The organism is Sphingobacterium paludis (assembly GCF_004364125.1).
GTDB classification, from domain to species: domain Bacteria; phylum Bacteroidota; class Bacteroidia; order Sphingobacteriales; family Sphingobacteriaceae; genus Sphingobacterium; species Sphingobacterium paludis.
The window spans coordinates 173,803-192,660 of record NZ_SNZV01000009.1 but is presented as its reverse complement, the minus strand read 5'-3'; the positions used below and the strand labels follow the sequence as shown (position 1 = coordinate 192,660).

Annotated in this window: 14 protein-coding genes; 9 read left to right on the top strand and 5 right to left on the bottom strand. The window is 45.1% G+C overall.

Annotated elements, in window-relative coordinates:
* Positions 1-3: 3 nt before the first annotated feature.
* The gene (locus tag B0I21_RS17080) at positions 4-2,334 is read left to right on the top strand and encodes a glycoside hydrolase family 95 protein (protein WP_133641694.1); all 2,331 of its coding nucleotides are present in this window, start codon (positions 4-6) and stop codon (positions 2,332-2,334) included.
* A gap of 124 nt (positions 2,335-2,458) precedes the next feature.
* A complete protein-coding gene (locus B0I21_RS17075; RefSeq protein WP_133641693.1) occupies positions 2,459-3,637 on the top strand; it encodes a DUF4369 domain-containing protein in 1,179 nt (392 codons plus the stop codon).
* A gap of 219 nt (positions 3,638-3,856) precedes the next feature.
* On the opposite strand, the gene B0I21_RS17070 is transcribed toward B0I21_RS17075, so the two are convergent.
* Positions 3,857-4,390 (bottom strand): hypothetical protein, encoded by a 534-nt coding sequence (locus tag B0I21_RS17070; RefSeq protein WP_133641692.1) that lies wholly within the window; start codon positions 4,388-4,390, stop codon positions 3,857-3,859.
* A gap of 518 nt (positions 4,391-4,908) precedes the next feature.
* On the opposite strand from B0I21_RS17070, the gene B0I21_RS17065 reads away from it, so the two are divergent.
* On the top strand, positions 4,909-6,393 hold the full coding sequence (locus tag B0I21_RS17065) for a hypothetical protein (protein ID WP_133641691.1): 1,485 nt from the start codon (positions 4,909-4,911) through the stop codon (positions 6,391-6,393).
* Between the two features lie 118 nt (positions 6,394-6,511).
* Here the strand turns inward: B0I21_RS17065 and B0I21_RS17060 are convergent, their stop codons facing one another.
* The 4 genes from B0I21_RS17060 to B0I21_RS17045 all read right to left on the bottom strand — a co-directional run bounded on the left by B0I21_RS17060 (position 6,512) and on the right by B0I21_RS17045 (position 10,993).
* The gene (locus B0I21_RS17060; protein ID WP_133641690.1) at positions 6,512-7,981 is read right to left on the bottom strand and encodes a glycine--tRNA ligase; all 1,470 of its coding nucleotides are present in this window, start codon (positions 7,979-7,981) and stop codon (positions 6,512-6,514) included.
* A gap of 75 nt (positions 7,982-8,056) precedes the next feature.
* Positions 8,057-8,521 carry a thioredoxin-dependent thiol peroxidase gene (bcp, locus tag B0I21_RS17055; RefSeq protein ID WP_133641689.1) on the bottom strand — a complete coding sequence of 155 codons (465 nt, stop codon included), beginning with the start codon at positions 8,519-8,521 and terminating at the stop codon, positions 8,057-8,059.
* An 80-nt stretch (positions 8,522-8,601) separates the two neighbouring features.
* Positions 8,602-10,359, bottom strand: coding sequence for a M23 family metallopeptidase (locus B0I21_RS17050; protein ID WP_166637888.1), 1,758 nt, complete (start codon positions 10,357-10,359; stop codon positions 8,602-8,604).
* Positions 10,360-10,381: 22 nt separating this feature from the next.
* A complete protein-coding gene (locus B0I21_RS17045; RefSeq protein ID WP_133641687.1) occupies positions 10,382-10,993 on the bottom strand; it encodes a fumarylacetoacetate hydrolase family protein in 612 nt (203 codons plus the stop codon).
* A gap of 526 nt (positions 10,994-11,519) precedes the next feature.
* Here B0I21_RS17045 and B0I21_RS17040 point away from each other — a divergent pair.
* From B0I21_RS17040 to B0I21_RS17015, 6 genes are all read left to right on the top strand, one after another.
* On the top strand, positions 11,520-12,170 hold the full coding sequence (locus tag B0I21_RS17040) for an HAD family hydrolase (RefSeq protein WP_208292377.1): 651 nt from the start codon (positions 11,520-11,522) through the stop codon (positions 12,168-12,170).
* A 231-nt stretch (positions 12,171-12,401) separates the two neighbouring features.
* On the top strand, positions 12,402-12,656 hold the full coding sequence (locus B0I21_RS17035) for an AbrB/MazE/SpoVT family DNA-binding domain-containing protein (protein WP_133641685.1): 255 nt from the start codon (positions 12,402-12,404) through the stop codon (positions 12,654-12,656).
* Entirely contained in the window at positions 12,641-12,970 is a 330-nt protein-coding gene (locus B0I21_RS17030; protein WP_133641684.1) for a type II toxin-antitoxin system PemK/MazF family toxin, read from the top strand. The genes B0I21_RS17035 and B0I21_RS17030 overlap by 16 nt, the downstream gene beginning before the upstream one ends.
* A 151-nt stretch (positions 12,971-13,121) precedes the next feature.
* The gene (locus B0I21_RS17025) at positions 13,122-13,601 is read left to right on the top strand and encodes a gluconate 2-dehydrogenase subunit 3 family protein (RefSeq protein ID WP_133641683.1); all 480 of its coding nucleotides are present in this window, start codon (positions 13,122-13,124) and stop codon (positions 13,599-13,601) included.
* Positions 13,602-13,603: 2 nt separating this feature from the next.
* Entirely contained in the window at positions 13,604-15,319 is a 1,716-nt protein-coding gene (locus tag B0I21_RS17020) for a GMC oxidoreductase (RefSeq protein ID WP_133641682.1), read from the top strand.
* Positions 15,320-15,692: 373 nt separating this feature from the next.
* The gene (locus B0I21_RS17015; protein WP_133641681.1) at positions 15,693-18,854 is read left to right on the top strand and encodes a SusC/RagA family TonB-linked outer membrane protein; all 3,162 of its coding nucleotides are present in this window, start codon (positions 15,693-15,695) and stop codon (positions 18,852-18,854) included.
* Positions 18,855-18,858 lie beyond the last annotated feature (4 nt).

Sequence of the window (18,858 nt, the reverse complement as noted above, 5' to 3'; positions counted from 1 at the left end):
GTGATGGTTACGATTCGTCTTTTCGTTGCTTCTCTGTTAAGCATTTGCCTCGTGCAGGCCTATAGCCAAGATCTAATGATGTGGTATGATAAGCCTGCCGCACGTTGGGAAGAGCGTGTCCCCTTAGGGAATGGACAGATCGGTATGATGCCTGATGGGAAGGTGCATGATGAGTCCATTGTACTGAACGAAATTTCGATGTGGTCGGGAAGCCCGGAAGATCCCAATAATTATAATGCACATCAAAGTGTGGGGCGCATCCAGCAGCTTCTTAAGGAAGGTAAAAACGAACTTGCCGAGCAATTGGTCAACGAAAATTTTGTCTGTAAGGGACTGGGCTCGGGATTAGGAAACGGCGCTTCTGTACCCTATGGTAGTTTTCAGAACTTTGGCTACCTGAATTTCTTGCATACCATTGAAGGCGATGTCACGGCATATAAGCGAACGTTAGATTTATCAAGAGCCGTAGCTACTACCACTTTTAAAGCGGGCGAAACGACATATTTAAGGGAATACTTCACGTCTTTTGATAAAAATTTTGCCGTGATACGGCTAACGGCTACAAAGCGAAAGGCAATTACCTTTGCAACACATTTCTATCGAGATGAAAACATCTCGGATATGCGTGTTACCACAGATGACATGACCTGGTCAGGGAATTTGCCCGATGGATTTGCCGGGAAAGGGATGGCCTTTGCGGGTAAAGTAAAGGTTTTGACCAAGGGGGGCACAAAACTGGTGTACGACAACCAGATTATTGTGAAGCAGGCCGACGAGGTATTGATTTATGTGGCATTGTCAACAGATTATTCTAGACATGATCCTGTTCAAGCGAATGCAAAAATGCTACAGGCGGCAAAACGCTGGCGGTACCGTACGCTTCTCGCCCAGCATCAAAAGAACTTTAGCGCGGTGTTTGATCGGGTATCTTTACAACTGGATGATGTGCAACGTAAAATGGCAGAACCGACGGATGTCCGCATTCGAAACTTCTTCGAAAATCCAGGGCAGGATAATGGCATGGCGGCGCTCTATTATCAGTTTGGCCGGTATTTGAGTATAGCCAGCACCGCGCCCCATGTTAAGGACGCGTTGCCGCCTAACTTGCAAGGGCTATGGGCGCACGAAATACAGACACCTTGGAACGGTGACTACCACCTGAATATTAATGCACAAATGAATCATTGGGGGGTGGAGAGCGGAAATTTATCGGAATACCATCGGCCTTTTATTGATTTAATCAAGCGACTCGCTGTATCGGGAACTAAAACCGCGAAGGCGTATTACGATGCGCCTGGCTGGGTAGTTTATATGATGACGAACGTTTGGGGGTATACTGCGCCGGGCGAACAAGCCTCATGGGGGGCTAGCACAGCTTCCGGATGGCTCTGTAATCACCTATGGGATCATTATTTGTTTACACAGGATAAAAAATATTTGGCGGAAATTTATCCGGTTTTGAAAGGGGCTGCGGCATTCTATCATGCCACACTGGTGCAGGATCCGCGCTCGGGATGGTGGGTAACATCTCCTTCCGTTTCTCCGGAAAATGCTTTCCGACTGCCGAATGGTAAAACTACCGCCGTCGTGATGGGGCCGACGATCGACAATCAGATCGTTCGGGAGCTTTTCGAGTCTGTATGCAAAGCAGATGAAGTGCTCGCATTGCAGGATCCATTTGCGAAACAACTGGCCGACCGGCTGCCTCATCTGCCGCCGCCCGTCGTTATCAGCCCTTCAGGCCGCGTGATGGAATGGTTGGAAGATTATGAAGAGGTGGAGCCACAGCATAGGCATGTGTCGCATCTTTACGGACTTTACCCCGCGTCATTTATATCACCGGTTACCACGCCAGACTGGGCTGCGGCAGCACGAAAAACACTAGACGTACGGGGCGATGAGGGTACGGGCTGGTCGCGAGCGTGGAAAATACTTTTTTGGGCGCGGTTGCATGATGGCGACCATGCGCTGGAAATTTTAAGACAACTTCTTAAGCCAGCCTTTGCCAACGACACGAGTTACGATGGCGTAGGCGCAGGCACGTATCCTAATCTGTTTTGTGCGCACCCACCCTTCCAGATAGACGGCAACTTTGGCGGATCTGCCGGTATTGCAGAAATGCTGTTGCAATCTCATGATGGTTATGTGCACCTGTTGCCCGCACTGCCAAAAATGTGGAGTAGCGGGAAGGTAAGCGGACTTAAAGCGCGAGGTGGGTATACCGTAGATATCGCGTGGGAAGATGGGAAGGTGAAAGATTACAAGATTTATGGACAAAAGGGCGATCAGGTAAAACTGCTCGTCAATGGAGAAGAACGCCTAGAGAGATTGTAGCGGTAACGGCGAGCTGTTTATTTTTTTGAAAATAGATAGGTTTATGGATGGTTTTGTGATTGTCAAAATAGCAAAGAATACAATCTGAACATATCGATAGGCCTTAAACATACATTATTGATTTATGAAAAACGTGTTTCTTCTCGCCAGCCTCGTGTGCATATTTTGTTTCGGATGCAGGCAGCCGGCCCCGCAAGCTGTTTCTTCACAGGATAGTACTACATTTCCTAACCGCATCACGGTGCATATCACCGGTGATATCTCGTTGCCCGATAGTACCAATGTATTTATCAATACGGATGAAAATACAACACAGCCGGTGTTGGCGGCGCAAATTGTAGACGGACGTTTTGAACTGCAGGGGGAGTTGGCGGAGCCAAATTTTTATAACCTGGTTATCCAGAAACAGAAGTTCAACGTCTTTCTTGAAAACGGTAAGACATACCATTTCAAGGGACAGGCCACTGCGGGATCGCTACCGACAGGGCGTTTTGAAACGACTTCGCCCGCGACGAACGACTACCAACAGATGCAGCAGGAGGTAAAACAAAATTTAGCGGCGCTACAAGCACAGCGCGCAGCCTTACGATCTGCATTTGATAATCCAAAGACCTATCAGGATGCCGTGTTGCGCGCAGAGAAAATCGAACAGCAAAGGCAAGAATATCCCGAGAAACTAAAGCAACGCTATCTGCAGGACGACAAGATCGCTGATGCCTTTAAATTGTATTTAATAAAAGAGGATAAAGTAAACAAGAATAATTATAAAACCTATCAGACGATGTTAACATCCGTGTCGGACAGCGTAAAAGCACTATCATTGTATAAGCAAGTAGCTGCCAAAGTCGATCAGGTGCGGGAGTTTTACGATCATATGCCTAACTTTCCTGATATGCATCCGCGTAATATACAAGGGGATAGCCTACACCTGTCCGCGTTTAAAAAGGAGGGCACCTTGCTATTTGTTTTTTGGGGTAGTTGGAACAAGGAAGCAAAGTCAGATATTCGGATGATTAAAGATGCGGCGCCGGCGCTTAAAAAGCTCCATATTACGCCCATATTCTTAATCTGGGAAAAAGACTTCGAAGCTTGGGAGAAAGCCAGCAACGCATTGTCATTGGGACAACATAATTACAGGCTCAACGCTACCGACCAAGATTTTGTGGTGACGAATTATGCGGTACGCACGTTACCTCACTACATGCTTGTGGATGCTGCCGATCTTTCTATTAAAAATTATAATTTTACGTATCCGCTGGATGGGAGGCTGGAAAGCAAGCTTAAGAAGGAGCTCGGTTTGTAATCAATAGTGATGCAATTACTCACGTATAACTCGTTCAACCATGCCTCCCATTAGATGCGGTGCTAGATAGAAGATTTATGTTTTTTTACTCGGAAGCGAATTAAAGGGACAGGTCGAATCCGACTTGGGAAGCTCGTCAAGTGGAAAATACGAAAAGAGTGGGCCTTGACTAGCGGCCAACTCTTTTCGCTGAAATTTAGTTTTAGTTGTGACCTAAAGTTAAAACAGGTAGGAGATACCGGTTCTCACATACAATGCGGGGTTACGCTCGGTTAGGCCGTCCATAGCAAGGGCTGGACCTGCGAGAAAGTTTACCTGAAAACCACTGTCTTTAATTTGTTGTCGTATACCCCAAAAAATAGCCCCTCCAAAAAGAAAGCTTTCGTTGTCGGACTGTTCTATTTTATTAATAGGGAATAGATGCGAAAAAGTAGTAGCGCCAATGAAAGAAGCGCTATTTCCATGAATGTTCCTACCGTTCCTCTTCCTAGAAGCAATATTATAATAGAATCGGTAGTCAACAGATATTTTAGATCGAAATTGAACGGCAAAATCATCAAAGTAATAATTAGAGGATATCCCAATAGATCCCTCTAAAGTGGATCGATCAGCAATAGGGAACTCTTTTGAATAGTTTACCCCTGTAGCAAACACATCCAAATTGATCCTATTCAAAGAATGAACAAGTTTAGTTTGGGAATTCGCCGAAAATATTGACAACGCTAGCGTAATCGCAGATAAGTAAATTTTCATATTATTTTTTGTTTTTAACAAGTACTCCTGTTTTCCATTGGCCGTTCAATTTCATAATATAGTTAATTTCTATTTTAGTGGATAACTACAATTTTTTACGAAAATACTGGTTTAATTTTCTGAAATTTACGTCGTATTTAACCTTTATAAAAAAAGTAACAGAATACCTACATTATATCGTCAATCACACGCCCAACATGATTTGGTGACGCGGTGTTCCTATCGTGAAAACCATAACAATATCGCTTTGTGCGACACTACAGGTATGAATTATAAAAGACCATCAGGTGGCGTTGGCGGGGATGCATTTCTACTTTTTGATGCATGTTATATGTCTAAGCATATTTTTGGTTTTAAATAAGCTTTAAGACCTTCTTTTAGCGGTCCGAATAGAGGTTAATGACATTTGTTGCCGTTTTTAGTCGTTTAACATCGCTTATCTTTCCTGATCATTTGTGAGCGCGTTTAATAAGTGTTAGTTTCGGTTTACCAATTACAACTTGCTAAAGTAAAGTAATATGAAAACACTAACCCACCTATTGCGGTATAGCTTTTCTGTTTTACTTATCATCGTTTACGCCAGCTCTTGCAAAAAAGATTTCGATCCGAAATACGATGATAAAAAAAGCTATACGGTAGCGGTCAAATTCCAGGAATTTGATCAGCTTATCCGCCCGTTGCGTAGCAGTGTGCGGGCACAAAAAGGCCTATCGAGCAATGCCACGGCATTGCGCTCACCCCAATCTGGCCAAGAGGGCTACCTGTACTATTGGTCTTTTAATCAGTCGACGCTAGAGCCTGATGTATTTGTAGCAGGCGGATCCTCTATCACGTTCAATCAAGGTCAGATTCCGGAAACCTTTGCTACCGGCTGGAGCTATGATACGTACAGCGCCGGCTTCGGACTAACAATCAGTGGCGCTAGCGAAATTGTTCTGAAAATGCCCTTATCGGGTGTTGTACAGGTACGATCGTTCGGACTGGATATCAGTTCATCGGGCACGGGGCCGAAAGCCTTTTCGTTATCGTATTCACAGGATGGACGAAACTATACACTTCTTACCGAGGATAATCAATTCAGTAATACCAATACTGCGCATGCCCGGAGCACCTTTGTTTTTCCGCTGGAATCCCTAGCTCTTGACTTGCGACGCGACCTGTTCTTAAAGCTGATACCGAAAGCAGGCTTTCGGGGTGAAGCTAGCGACTACCGGGAAGCGACCTCCGTTGTAAAATTGGATAATATACGTTTGACCGGAACGAGCGGTATACGTAGTGACGCCTCAATAAAGGCCCTGCATTACTATATTTATGAAGCGGATAATAAAAACCTGGTAAGTACAGGGGTATATGATTTTGCAAGGCAAAGCCTCGCCGACTTTTCCCTTTCGCTGCCAGCCGGCGACTACATTGCCTCGTTTGTCAGTAACGAATCTAGTGAAAAGTTAATGCTGCCTGAGGCAGCGGCAGCAACGTCGCTCTACATTGCAAATCGATTTTCCAATCACCAAGCGCGGATATTTGGTGTGCTGGATACCTTCACTGTTACCGGAGATATGGAACGACAGATTGTATTAAGACGATACTTTAGTCAAGTAAAATTTGAGTTTACAGATGCTACGGATTTAAAGCGAGTAAACAAGATTGTTATCAGCAGGCGTCATGATCCTGAGTTTTATGCTCCTTTCCATACTTCGCTGGTCAACCCCATCGTCGATGCTTCGCAAATCGTGGTTTACCCGGAATTCAGCCAGGGAGACCATACTGTTGCTTTCCATCAATTTATTGGTCAAGTATCTACGCCCTTTCCTTTGACATATACCGTGGATGCTTATGATGCTGAAGATATCTTACTGCGAAGTTTTGAGGTATCCAGCGCGTTGCGAAATAATATGCTACTCATTTTTCGGGGTGCATTATTGCCGCACCATGAAGCGGTCAAGAACTTTCAGGTGCTTTTTAATGAAAATTGGGACGGACAGGAAATCTCGCCCTTTGACTAAATCTTAATAGTGAGCAGTAATTGGGGGATAAAACAGACGGCCTACATGCTATACACGTGTTGTGTAGGCTGCAGGCCGTCTGTTTCGTGCCTTCGTCGCTTATTGGGCTGACGATTGGTTACACGAGTTTCTCAAGTAGGTTGTTCCAGCTCACCAAATCACCAATAATCTTGGCTAGTTCGGTGGCAGGCACACGCTCCTGTTCCATGCTATCGCGATGACGTATGGTCACCGTGTTGTCTTCCAACGTTTGATAATCCACGGTAACGCAAAAAGGAGTTCCTATCGCGTCTTGACGGCGGTAGCGTTTCCCAATAGCGTCCTTTTCATCATAGTTGACATTGAAATCAAACTTCAGTTTAGCCATGATCTCACGTGCTTTCTCCGGCAGGCCGTCTTTTTTCGTAAGCGGTAAAATAGCCGCCTTTATTGGCGCGATAGCTGGGTGAAACTTCAGGACGACGCGTGAGTCTTGTTTTTCCGCTGTCGATAGATCTTCTTGTTCCAACGAATTTGCTAAAACGGTCAGGAACAAACGATCTAATCCAATGGATGTCTCGATGACGTAAGGAATATAATTTTGGTTGATCTCCGGATCAAAATATTGCATCTTTTTCTTCGAAAATTCTTGATGTTGCTTTAAGTCGAAGTCTGTGCGGGAATGTATACCTTCCACTTCTTTAAATCCAAACGGGAATTGATACTCGATGTCTACAGCGGCATTGGCGTAGTGTGCCAGTTTTACGTGGTCGTGGTATCGGTATTTATCTGGATTTGAGCCTAGCGCCAAATGCCATTTCAGACGTGCTTCTTTCCACTTTGCATACCATTCCAATTCAGAACCCGGACGAACAAAAAATTGCATTTCCATTTGTTCAAACTCGCGCATACGCATGATAAACTGGCGAGCGATAACCTCATTCCGGAAAGCCTTACCAATTTGAGCAATACCAAACGGAATTTTCATGCGGCCGGTTTTTTGTACATTTAAGAAATTCACAAATATACCTTGTGCCGTCTCTGGTCTTAGATAAACCTGCTCAGCACCATCAGCCATTGCGCCCATCTGCGTAGCAAACATTAAGTTAAACTGGCGTACATCCGTCCAGTTTTTGGTGCCTGAAATAGGGCACACAATATTATGTTCTTCAATAATGGTCTTTAATCGAGCAAGATCGTCTGCATTTAATGCATTATCCAATTCCTGTTGCAGTTGCGCTGCTTTGTCCGTTTTGCCATCTTTCTCGTAACGATCTATTTTATCTTCGATAAGCTGGTCGGCACGATAACGTTTTTTGGAGTCCTTGTTGTCAATCATGGGATCGTTGAAGCCATCCACATGCCCGGACGCTTTCCATGTCGTAGGATGCATAAATATCGCGGCATCGATACCGACGATATTTTCGTTTAGCTGCACCATGGATTTCCACCAATAGGTTTTCAAGTTGTTTTTCAGTTCAGAACCTAGCTGACCGTAATCGTAAACAGCGCTTAAGCCGTCGTAAATTTCACTGGAAGGGAATACAAAACCATATTCTTTCGCGTGAGAGATAATATTTTTAAAAAAATCGTCTGTTTGCTTGCTCATAAGAGGCAAATATAAAAATTACTAATTAGATATAAGTAGCTACAGGGTAGTATTTAGTAGCATAGCACAACATCGTTATCCCTGATACAGATCCCGAATCTGTTGCGTAGCATTTTTGTTGTCTACTTTTTTGATAATGTGTTCGATAATTCCTTTTTCGTCGATGATGAATGTTGTACGCGCGGTGCCCATGTATTTTTTGCCATACATATTTTTCTCCACCCACACGCCATAGTCGTTTACGATTTTTTGGTCTTCATCAGCGAGAAGATGAAAAGGCAGTTCAAATTTACTGATGAATTTTTGATGCGACTGCTCGCTGTCTATGCTAACCCCGATAACTTCAAAGCCGTCTTTCAAAAGAGCCTGATAGTTGTCTCTGAAGTTGCAGGCTTCCGTAGTACATCCCGGGGTGTTGTCTTTTGGGTAGAAATATAAAATGACTTTTTTCCCTAAAAAAGACGATAAGCTGATGCTTTCTCCCGATTGGTTTTGTGCGCTGATTGCTGGGGCTTTGTCGCCCACTGTAAGTTCTGCCATTTTACGTAACGTTTTTTAGTTTTAAATTCGGCGTTTTAAGCCGCTCTTGTTTGTCTGAGGGGAAGCATCAAACGACGTGTTTATCGAATAAAAGATGCTTCGTAAACCTTTTCGTTGTCTTTCCAGTCCGTAACGATAAGTTTGAACGTATGCCTTCCTTTGGTTAGCGAAGGGTCAAACCGATGCCACAGATGCCTGTTTTTTGAATCGTATTCCATCAGCACCCACTCTCCATCGATATAGCCGTTAAATGATTGTATACCCGAGAAGTTATCACGAATGGTAAAGTCTATTTTCGCTTGTGCCGCGACATTTTTGCCATCGCTAAAATTTCGCGGAACGATGGTGGGCGCGATGCTATCCACCGCCACATAGAAGCTGCCGAAATTTCTGGTGTTGACCGTTACCCATCCATTTTCAAACTTACCGCCTTCGGCGCCATTTTCCGCCGATGCAATAAGCGCCTTGCTTTGCAGGTGTGCGGGGAGGTTTGTAGGTTTGATGCGTAAATTGTAGCTGGAGAATAGCGGAATGAGGCTGTGGTGCACCTGGTGCGTTAACGAATAGCCCCCAACTGGTTGTGCCGACGTTTTATACTCGAAATCAAGATCGTCATACAATACGCCTGTTGGCATTTGAATCTGCATATCGGCGGTTTCATACTGGTTATCCTTATTATAGCGAAATAGTGCTACGCCCAAATTTTTATTAGCCCTGTTGCTGAGCATTGTTTCGTTTTTCACTTGGAAATTAAGCTCACTGCAATTGCCCTGTATATCTTTAACCACGTATTTCACATCATAGACCTTATCCTCGTTTAGTTCAATAATGCCATTGTTTTTTAGCCCTTTAAATATCTCGATCGGATTTCCGGGGTCTTTAAAGCTTTTCTGCACTTTGGCTTTAGTCTTTCTCCAGTGCGGATAATCAATATAGGCATGAATGCCTCGCGACGTGTTAAAATCCAATTCTTCAAACAACACGGTGGAGACTGCTTTTCCATCCAAGAAAAGCTCTATCGAATACACGCCATTTTGAAATCCCCCTGCCCGATGCCTGTCTACTGCACTGATGCCCAATCCAAATTTGCCGCTTACTGAAAGTGGGGCGGATGTAGAAAGGGCGTAGCGACCTGCCGAGAGCGCACGTACGCTTAAAGGACGTCGACCAGTACGTTCGTTGAAGATCCCATCGTTTAAATCGTAAACCATCGCGCTATTGATCGTTGGGTTAAAGCGATCGTTAAACCGCAGTCCGAACAATTGTGGATTGAGGGGGTGCTGTGATTTTGTATCTCGAATTTCAAAATGCAGATGCGGTCCTGCGGAGCCGCCGGTGTTGCCGGCATTGCCTATGACTTGTCCTTTTTTAAGGGGTACTAGTGCCGGATCCACCGTAATATCCACATCAAAGCGTTTTTGCTTGTATTGTTCCGCCCGAACAATGTTGGTAAGGGCATCGTTGAAACTATCCATATGCAGGTATACCGTGGTATAGCCATTGGGATGGTCGATATAGACCGAGTTTCCGCCACCGCCGATCTGAACGCGCACGCGCGATACGAAGCCCTCAGCGGCAGCATGTAGCGGAAGGCCTATTCGCTGCTGCGTGCGGTAGTCGTCGCCGGCATGGAAATGTGTGGAACGAAGTTCGCCGAATGTTCCGGAAGCATCCATGGGAATATTCAGCGGATTTCTGAAATAGCCTTGGGGGTATACTCGGGAGCGGATTATGTTATCGGTCTGTGCGTGGGAACCGCTGAAAGACAGCGCCGCGCAGACCACTAAAAAGCCGTATTTCTTGATTATTTTCACAGGTAAGCCTGGGTTGTTGATCATGTACATGCGAGGTTAAACATTCTTACTTGATGGCGCAGTTGAACATTGGGCGCTCGCCAATAAAACCTTCAAATTTATCACCGATAGCGATGGGGCCTACGCCAACCGGGGTTCCCGTATAGATAAGGTCGCCTTTCCGAAGCGTGATGTATTTCGAAATAAACACAATCAACGTTTCGAAGTCGAAAATCATATCCCCGCTATTTCCAGACTGTACTACCTCTGCATTTTTTTGCATGGAGAAGGCAATGTTTTTAAAGTCGGAAAACTCTTCCTTCGGAATTAGCGGGCTCATCACGGCAGAGTGATCAAATGCTTTTGCCAATTCCCAGGGAAGCCCTTTTTCTTTATGCTGCGCCTGAATGTCACGTGCCGTAAAATCAATGCCTAGACCAATCGCATCATAATATTTATGTGCAAATTTCGGCGAAACATGTTTCCCTTCGTTACAGACGCGGATAACAAGCTCGACTTCGTAATGCACATCCTTCGAAAATTCGGGATAGTAAAAATCTTTATTATCCTTTAAGAGTGCGGTGTCTGGCTTCATAAAAATTACCGGCGTGCTCGGTACCGGGTTGTTCAGCTCTTTCGCGTGATCGATATAATTTCTTCCTACAGCAATTATTTTCATTCTAATAGTTGTTCTTTAAATTGATAAAGCTACCGATTTATTCAGCGCGCTACGCGGCCTGAAAAATAACGAAGCTTGAATAGGTATTATCTGTTTTGCCATAGCGCTGCTCGTGGCTGGCGGGGGGAGTCTGTCAATCTTCCGCTGCTAAAAAGCGTTATTGAAAACGATCACTACTCCCTACCTCGCGTCCATACGCTATCAAACAAACTTAATAAAATGTATAAGCAATTACAAGGTAGCCGGTTTATAAAGTTAGTGCTGGACCGATTGCGAAGAAATCATGCTCACGATGCTTCGTGTGGGTATTTTGTTTTGAAAGGCATCCTTTATCCTGAAGGTTGCGTGTGTAGCCAGGAAGTTGGGGATTTCCTTAGACAGCAAGGTTGCCACGCCTTATTCACAAACATCGACCTTCGTCTTATACGTAAATACATAGCGCAATCCTTTGCCGCAGGATGTAAAAATGATATAGCGAAAACAGGTAAACTCCATGTTCTTGGTTAAAAACGCCTATTTTTATGCGATGAAACATATGCAAGCCGTGCTTTTTGATTTAGACGGGACCTTAATAGATTCAGAACACTTTTACTACAGCAACTGGAAGCCAATCTTGCAGAAAAACTTCGGCCTGAAGATCGATTTCGAGGACTGGCTTACATTTTTTGCTGGGCACACGCTGGTTAGAAATGTGCATTTCCTGCGGGAAAAGTGGGGTATCGAGACGACTGATGAGTTTATGTGGAAGGAAACCCGTGCGGCTTATGCCCGAGCTGATATGCGAACGATAGGGCTGATGCCGCATGCGAAAGAAATTTTAGAAGATCTACAGCAAGCCGGTAAACGGATAGCCCTAGTCACCTCCAGTTATCAAACGACGGTTGATACGGTTCTGGGGCATCATGGCTTGTTGGGCTTTTTTGAGTTTTTCATTACGCGCGAGCGCGTAGAGCAGCCCAAACCAGACCCAGAACCCTACGCCCTGGCGATAAAATCGATGGCGCTACCTGCCGACGAAATTGTTGCGATTGAAGATACCTCCACCGGATTAAAAGCGGCTCAGGGCGCCGGATTAAGCTGTATCGCTGTCTCACGCCAACAGGTCGAGCGCGAGCGGTTATCGGCCGCTGAATGTATGGTAGACAACTTGGCCGCGGTGCGGGAGATTTTGTTGTAACTGTTTTGGGATGACGAACCATTTTGTACCTAATTGCCTTTTGCTATTCTTGATAAGACCCAACCTATCATAGATTTTCAAAACAGATTTGATTTGTGTGTCTAGCACGCTTATCACCCTCAAAAACGTTGGGTTTCTGAGGTCGATACATGGGACTTGCTAATTGGTAAAGCCTTCGAAATATTTGAAAATGTTACTACAATGTGTTAACTTTGGTTATAACATGAATATATGGAAACCAAGATCAGGAAGATAGGAAATTCTCTCGGCGTGGTGCTATCTAGATCAGTTCTCATGGCCACAGAGCTTAAAGAGTCGGATCGCGTTGTGATCAGCAGTCAGCAAGGGAAAATCGTCATTGAGAAAGCAAGATTACCGCGCGAAGGTTGGGCTGAGATGATTATGCAAGCAAAGGAGGAAGAGGAGCGATTCTTTCCGGAAGAGTTAGAGAATAAGTTTGATCAGGAGGAATGGACGTGGGAGTGATGCGGTTCGATGTTTACTGGGTAGATTTGAATCCAACGGTAGGTACGGAAATTAACAAGATTCGACCCTGCGTCATTGTGAGTCCCGATGTGCTTAATAAGACGCTGGATACAGCTATTATCGCACCGCTAACGACCACCATCCGTAAGTATCCTTCACGGATCAACTGCACGGTAGCAGGTAAGCTTTCTCAGGTGTGTTTGGATCAGATCAGAGCGGTTGACCAAAAAAGGCTTCTCAAAAAGATGGCGGTTATAGATTCGTCGACACAGGTGGAAGTTAGTGAAGTATTGGTTGAAATGTTTGTGCTGTAATCAGCGATACCTGTCGTGTTTCGCTATTGTCCAATGCAACTGCACCTTCAGATAAGAGACATAGAAGAAATCTATCGGTATAAAAAACGGATACATGCGCTTTAGGAACGATTAATTATTTCTAAATTTAAGCTTTTAATTACAGCAAGGTATGGATAGAAGATCAGCCATCAGGCAAATGTTTGTTTTGGCAGGCGGGATGATGATTGCCACGTCGTGTTCTGGTGACGGGAGTGCAGCATCTATCGAACTGAATAGCATTAAGATGTCGGCATCTGATGAGGCTCTGCTTGCGGATATCGTGGAAGGGATTATTCCGAAGACAGATACGCCAGGTGGCAAAGAGCTTAAGCTTCATTTATTTGTGATGAAAATGGTAGATGACTGTCATAGTCCGGAAGAGCAGGAGCTGTTTCTGGCGGGGTTAAAAGACGCCAAAAGCTTGAAAGGGAAGGGGACTATCGATGTGCAGTCGTATTTACAGCAGTTAGGCGATGAGGATGCCTTTGCGAAAATTCTCAAACAGCGGACGATTCAGGGCTTCCTGAATTCGGAATATGTAATGAAGAACAAGATTATTTATGAGTTGGTTCCTGGTCGATACAATGGAGCTGTAAAGGTGAACGGTTAAGGATGGCGAATTTAAATATAGACTCGGAGAAAGATAGAACCTACGACGCGATCGTTATCGGTTCAGGGATCAGCGGCGGATGGTCGGCGAAAGAATTGTCGGAACGTGGATTAAAGACGCTCGTGCTTGAGCGCGGTCGGGATGTGCAGCATGTGAAAGATTACCCGACAACAAATATGTATCCTTGGGAATTTGAACACCGGGGCGAGATGCCGTACAGCGTGCAGCAGGAAAATCCCATTGTGAGTCGTTGCTATGCGTTCCACGAAGATGCGGCTCATTTTTTTGTAAAGGACAACGAGCATCCGTATGTACAGGAGAAGCCTTTTGACTGGATTCGTGGTTACCAAGTGGGGGGCAAGTCCCTACTGTGGGCGCGGCAAACCCAGCGTTGGTCAGATTTTGATTTCGAGGGACCTGCGCGTGATGGCTTTGCTGTGGACTGGCCCATTCGCTACGCGGACCTAAAGCCTTGGTATGACTATGTGGAGCGTTTCGCCGGCATATCCGGTGATCGGGACGGCCTTCCCGAGCTTCCTGATGGCGAGTTTCTTCCGGGCTACCCGCTTAATGTGGTCGAAAAGTATTTCAAGCAAAAAGTGGAGGCAAAATATCCGCAGCGGAAGGTTATATCTGCACGGTGTGCGCATATATCTAAGCCACAGCCTATCCATATACAACAAGGAAGAACGCAGTGCCAAAACCGGACGCTGTGTCAGCGTGGCTGCCCGTTTGGAGGCTATTTTAGTTCCAATGCGTCGACATTACCCTGGGCAGCAAAAACCGGAAATATGACGCTACGTCCTGACTCGGTCGTGCATTCCATCCTTTATGATGATAAAAAAGGCCGGGCGGTAGGCGTGAAAGTGATTGACCGGAATACCAACGAGGAAATGGATTTTTACACGAAGCTTATTTTTGTGAATGCTGCCGCGATCAATACCAATTTGATTTTATTAAACTCGAAGTCTGATAGGTTTCCAGATGGTCTCGGGAACGACAGTGGGACCTTGGGAAAATACGTTGCGTTTCATAATTACAGCGCCCGCATTTATGGCGAGTATGAAGGGCTTTTAGATTTTAAAACGGAAGGGCGTAATCCGGCGGGTGGCGGCTATATACCGCGCTTCCGAAATTTGCATAAACAGGAGACTGATTATCTTCGAGGGTATGCCGCAGGCTTTGGCGCATACCGATCGGCCAAGTCTGATCGATCGGGTTTGGGTGAAGATCTCAAAAGTTCGCTATTAAACCCTGCGTTGGGTAATTGGACGGTTGGCTCCCATATGATGGGTGAAACCATTCCGAAAGCGTCTAATTATGTTGCGCTAGATGAGAAACAAAAAGATCAATGGGGTATTCCGTTGTTAAAAATCTCGATTGATTACGATGAGAATGACGCCAAAATGAAAAAGGACTATCTTGATACCTTGGAAGAGATGTTTGTAGAAGCAGGCTTCAGCAATGTACGTCGTGATGACCGCTGGCAGCCGCCAGGGCTTGACATCCACGAAATGGGCGGTGCGCGTATGGGGGCCGATCCGAAGACTTCGGTACTGAACGGATGGAATCAAATACATGCCGTTCCCAATGTTTTTGTCACCGACGGGGCCAGTATGACATCGACGTCAACGCAAAACCCATCGCTTACCTATATGGCTTTTTCTGCACGGTCGGTAGACTATGCCGTAAAAGAAATGAAAAAGGGAAATATCTAGCTCTATTTCATCCCTATCTTGTTAAAAGTTGCATGAACAACGTTGCGTTCATGCAACTTTTTTATTTTAGCACGCCCCCTGAATTACCTTATTTGGTTTGAAATATTTATACCGTAAAATGAGTATTTACTTGCGTGTGTTCATCGATTTCAAGTTGCTAATATCGTTTTAGCACAACGACTAAAAGGTTTAAAGTTTTAAAAAAAACGAAGGATAAAGTTTCATTGTTCAAAATTAATGTGTTAATTAGTGTTAACGTTATACTAATTTAAACCCGTTTGTCTGGATATTTTCCTTTTCCCAGGAAGATTTTCTGGATCAACACCAATTGGTAAATCGGAAGGCTAAACTACATTTTACAAACATTAGATTTATGTGGAACATTGACAAACTAAAGGCATCAAAGGGGGCACTCTGCGCGTTCTCCTTAGCCGTGTTGGCGACCAGCTATGGTCATACCTATGCCAACGGAATTTTGCACAACACGCCCCCCTCTACAGTTTTCTCGAAACAACAGACGGTTTCCGGACGCGTAACTGACGCCGCGACGGGTGAGCCGATTGCTGGGGCTACCATTACGGTTCGCGGTACCACCACGGCAACACAAACTGCAGAAGACGGTACTTACAGCATCCAAGCGTCTGCTGGACAAATTTTGGTGAGTAGCTTTTTGGGCTATAAATCGTTGGAATTGCCCGTAGGCACGGCGAACGTAGATTTTCCGCTGACGGCTGATGGTGAGTCGTTGGATGAGGTCGTTGTGGTAGGTTACGGTACGATGCGCAAATCGGATGTAACCGGTTCCATTTCGATGGTGAAAGGACAGGACATGATCAAGAACCAGAGCTTTAGTGCGTTGGACAATTTGCGCGGACAAGCTGCGGGGGTAAACGTGTATTCGAACTCCAGCCAGCCTGGTGCCTACGCTAACCGGGTAGTTATCCGCGGTACAGCAACGATTAATTCCGCTTCTAACCCGCTATATGTCGTGGATGGCGTAGTAATGGAGAATTTTCACTTGTTGAATCCGAACGATATCGAACGGATGGAGGTGTTGAAAGATGCATCCTCGGCCGCGATCTATGGTGCGCGCGGTGCCAATGGCGTCATCTTGGTGACGACAAAGCGTGGTTCTAAAGACGGCCGCCGCAATTTGAGTTATCAGGGATCGACCAGTGTGAGCTCGCCACAGCGCTACATGGATCTTTTGGATGCCAACGAATGGGTTGATGCCTTTATGATTGGTTTGGAAAATGAAAACAAATGGCAAGCTGAGTTTTTAGAAGCGCGTAATCCAAATTGGCAGCCATGGTCTTTGGACAGAAGGGATTGGTTTAATGACCCCAATTATTTTGATCAAAACGGCAACCCGTTATTTAATACCGATTGGCAGCGTGAAGCGACGCGCACCGCTGTCTCGCAAAACCATCAGTTGAATATACAACAGGGCGATGAAAACTCCTCTATGGGCGCGTTCATCAACTATACGGACCAACAAGGTATTGTAAACAATACGTTTAATAAGCGTTTAAACGGTAAGCTAGCCTATGATACGAAAGTGAAAGAATGGCTTTCCACAAGCATTAATTTGACGGCTAACCACACTTGGGGTAGGTTTACTCCGGAAGACGGTGGCGGGCAGGAAGCACGTCGTACGATGATTGAGATGCTCCCTTGGCTGCCAGTTTACGAACCGGGGAGTGGCGCTTATTCCTTTGCGGGATCATCGACCGTGAATGGTGTTTTGGGTTTTGAGGGGATGTCGAATCCAGTTGCTATTTTGGATCTTCAAGAAAGACAACGTGCAAACACGCAGATTTTTGGTAATGCGGCTTTGACTTTTCACTTGGCAGAGGGGCTTGATCTGAAAACGCAATATGGCGTGGATAAGCAACGAAGACAGTACCGTGGCTATTCTTCCATATTACTGCATAATATCTCACGTCCGAATGGCTGGGCAGAGATCGAAAACGAAGATACCTTTTACTGGCAACAGGAAACTTACCTGACATACAATAAAGATTTCGGCAACCATCGTATCAACGCCATGGCAGGTTTATCTTGGCAAGAGCGCACGCGCGATTTCAGTTTCAACCGTGCCGAGGGCTTTACCAGTGATTTCTTTAAGTGGAACAATATGGCTGCCGGTTCTATACCACAGGCTCCGGAATCGGCATATGATCGTTGGGCAATGAACTCGTACTTTATGCGGGCATCTTATACGTTGAATGATAAATATACTGCTACGGTGACGGGGCGTTATGATGGATCGTCCAGATTTGGTGCGAATAATAAATTTGCGTTTTTCCCATCTGCGGGTCTAGCCTGGATTGCCTCCAAAGAGTCATTTTTGGAAGACGTATCGTGGTTAAGTAATTTAAAATTACGCAGCAGCTTTGGTATTACCGGTAACTCCGAGATTAGCCCCTACCAAGCCATCGCGCGGGCATTAAATGGCACACAGCTATTAAATAATACCCGTGTCCCGTATTCTTACTTACAATTTTTACCGAATCCAGATCTTCGCTGGGAGAAAACGGCTACGATCGATGCTGGCTTTGAATTGGGCTTGTTTCAAAACCGTTTAAACTTTGACATCTCTTATTACAACCGGAGAACGACAGATCTATTGCTCGAGGATCCGCTGCCTCACTCATCCGGTTTTCAGTTTGTGATGCGGAACATAGGTGCGGTAAACAATAAAGGTTTGGATATCATGATTAGCGGTAACCCTATACGAAATGATAATTTCCAATGGACCTCTACCCTAAATATGAATTACAACAAAAACGAGGTGATTCGTTTAGGGGACGACAACGCCGATATTCTATTAAATGACTTTGTTGGCGCGCCTAATAGTATCATTCGGGTTGGGGAAAACTTAAATAGCTTTTATGGCTACCGCCGGGATGGGATTTTCACGGTGGAAGATTTTGATAATGGCTTAATTACAAGAGACCAAATCGGTAGGCCAAACCGTTCGGCAAATCAGGAAATTTTAGGTAAGGGTATTCCAGATTGGTCTGGAAGTTTTATCAATACCTTTGCTTACAAAGGTTTCGACATGACGGTGGATATGCAAGTGGTGTACGGGGTTGAAACGTTGCAACAATTCTTTCACTCGACCTATGACCGCTTTGGTATAACGAACGGTTTGCGTGATATCTTAACGGATGCATACAACGGTTCCAACCCAAATACCATGCAGCAGGCGATTTATCTGACTAATAATGGGCACGCTGGTCAAGATACCCGTGTGGATTCATCCTGGATTGTTGACGGATCATTCTTGCGTTTTAACTTAATACAATTGGGTTATACCTTTGATTCAAGTTGGGCACAACGTTTAGGTCTTTCTTCTTTAAGAGTTTACGCAAGCGCAAACAATCCTTGGGTAATCACGTCGAAAGATTTTAAAGGCTATGATCCAGAAAGCACATCAACCGGGGATGATAACAAATTTGGCCAGAACGTAACCTTTTTCTCTTACCCAAGAGCAAAAACGTTTACGTTTGGATTGAACCTTAGTTTGTAATTTC

Coding starts and splice junctions, on each gene's coding strand:
- B0I21_RS17080 (WP_133641694.1), top strand. CDS start 4: ATGGTTACGATTCGTCTTTTCGTTGCTTCTCTGTTAAGCATTTGCCTC.
- B0I21_RS17075 (WP_133641693.1), top strand. CDS start 2,459: ATGAAAAACGTGTTTCTTCTCGCCAGCCTCGTGTGCATATTTTGTTTC.
- B0I21_RS17070 (WP_133641692.1), bottom strand. CDS start 4,390: ATGAAAATTTACTTATCTGCGATTACGCTAGCGTTGTCAATATTTTCG.
- B0I21_RS17065 (WP_133641691.1), top strand. CDS start 4,909: ATGAAAACACTAACCCACCTATTGCGGTATAGCTTTTCTGTTTTACTT.
- B0I21_RS17060 (WP_133641690.1), bottom strand. CDS start 7,981: ATGAGCAAGCAAACAGACGATTTTTTTAAAAATATTATCTCTCACGCG.
- bcp (WP_133641689.1), bottom strand. CDS start 8,521: ATGGCAGAACTTACAGTGGGCGACAAAGCCCCAGCAATCAGCGCACAA.
- B0I21_RS17050 (WP_166637888.1), bottom strand. CDS start 10,359: ATGATCAACAACCCAGGCTTACCTGTGAAAATAATCAAGAAATACGGC.
- B0I21_RS17045 (WP_133641687.1), bottom strand. CDS start 10,993: ATGAAAATAATTGCTGTAGGAAGAAATTATATCGATCACGCGAAAGAG.
- B0I21_RS17040 (WP_208292377.1), top strand. CDS start 11,520: ATGAAACATATGCAAGCCGTGCTTTTTGATTTAGACGGGACCTTAATA.
- B0I21_RS17035 (WP_133641685.1), top strand. CDS start 12,402: ATGGAAACCAAGATCAGGAAGATAGGAAATTCTCTCGGCGTGGTGCTA.
- B0I21_RS17030 (WP_133641684.1), top strand. CDS start 12,641: ATGGACGTGGGAGTGATGCGGTTCGATGTTTACTGGGTAGATTTGAAT.
- B0I21_RS17025 (WP_133641683.1), top strand. CDS start 13,122: ATGGATAGAAGATCAGCCATCAGGCAAATGTTTGTTTTGGCAGGCGGG.
- B0I21_RS17020 (WP_133641682.1), top strand. CDS start 13,604: ATGGCGAATTTAAATATAGACTCGGAGAAAGATAGAACCTACGACGCG.
- B0I21_RS17015 (WP_133641681.1), top strand. CDS start 15,693: ATGTGGAACATTGACAAACTAAAGGCATCAAAGGGGGCACTCTGCGCG.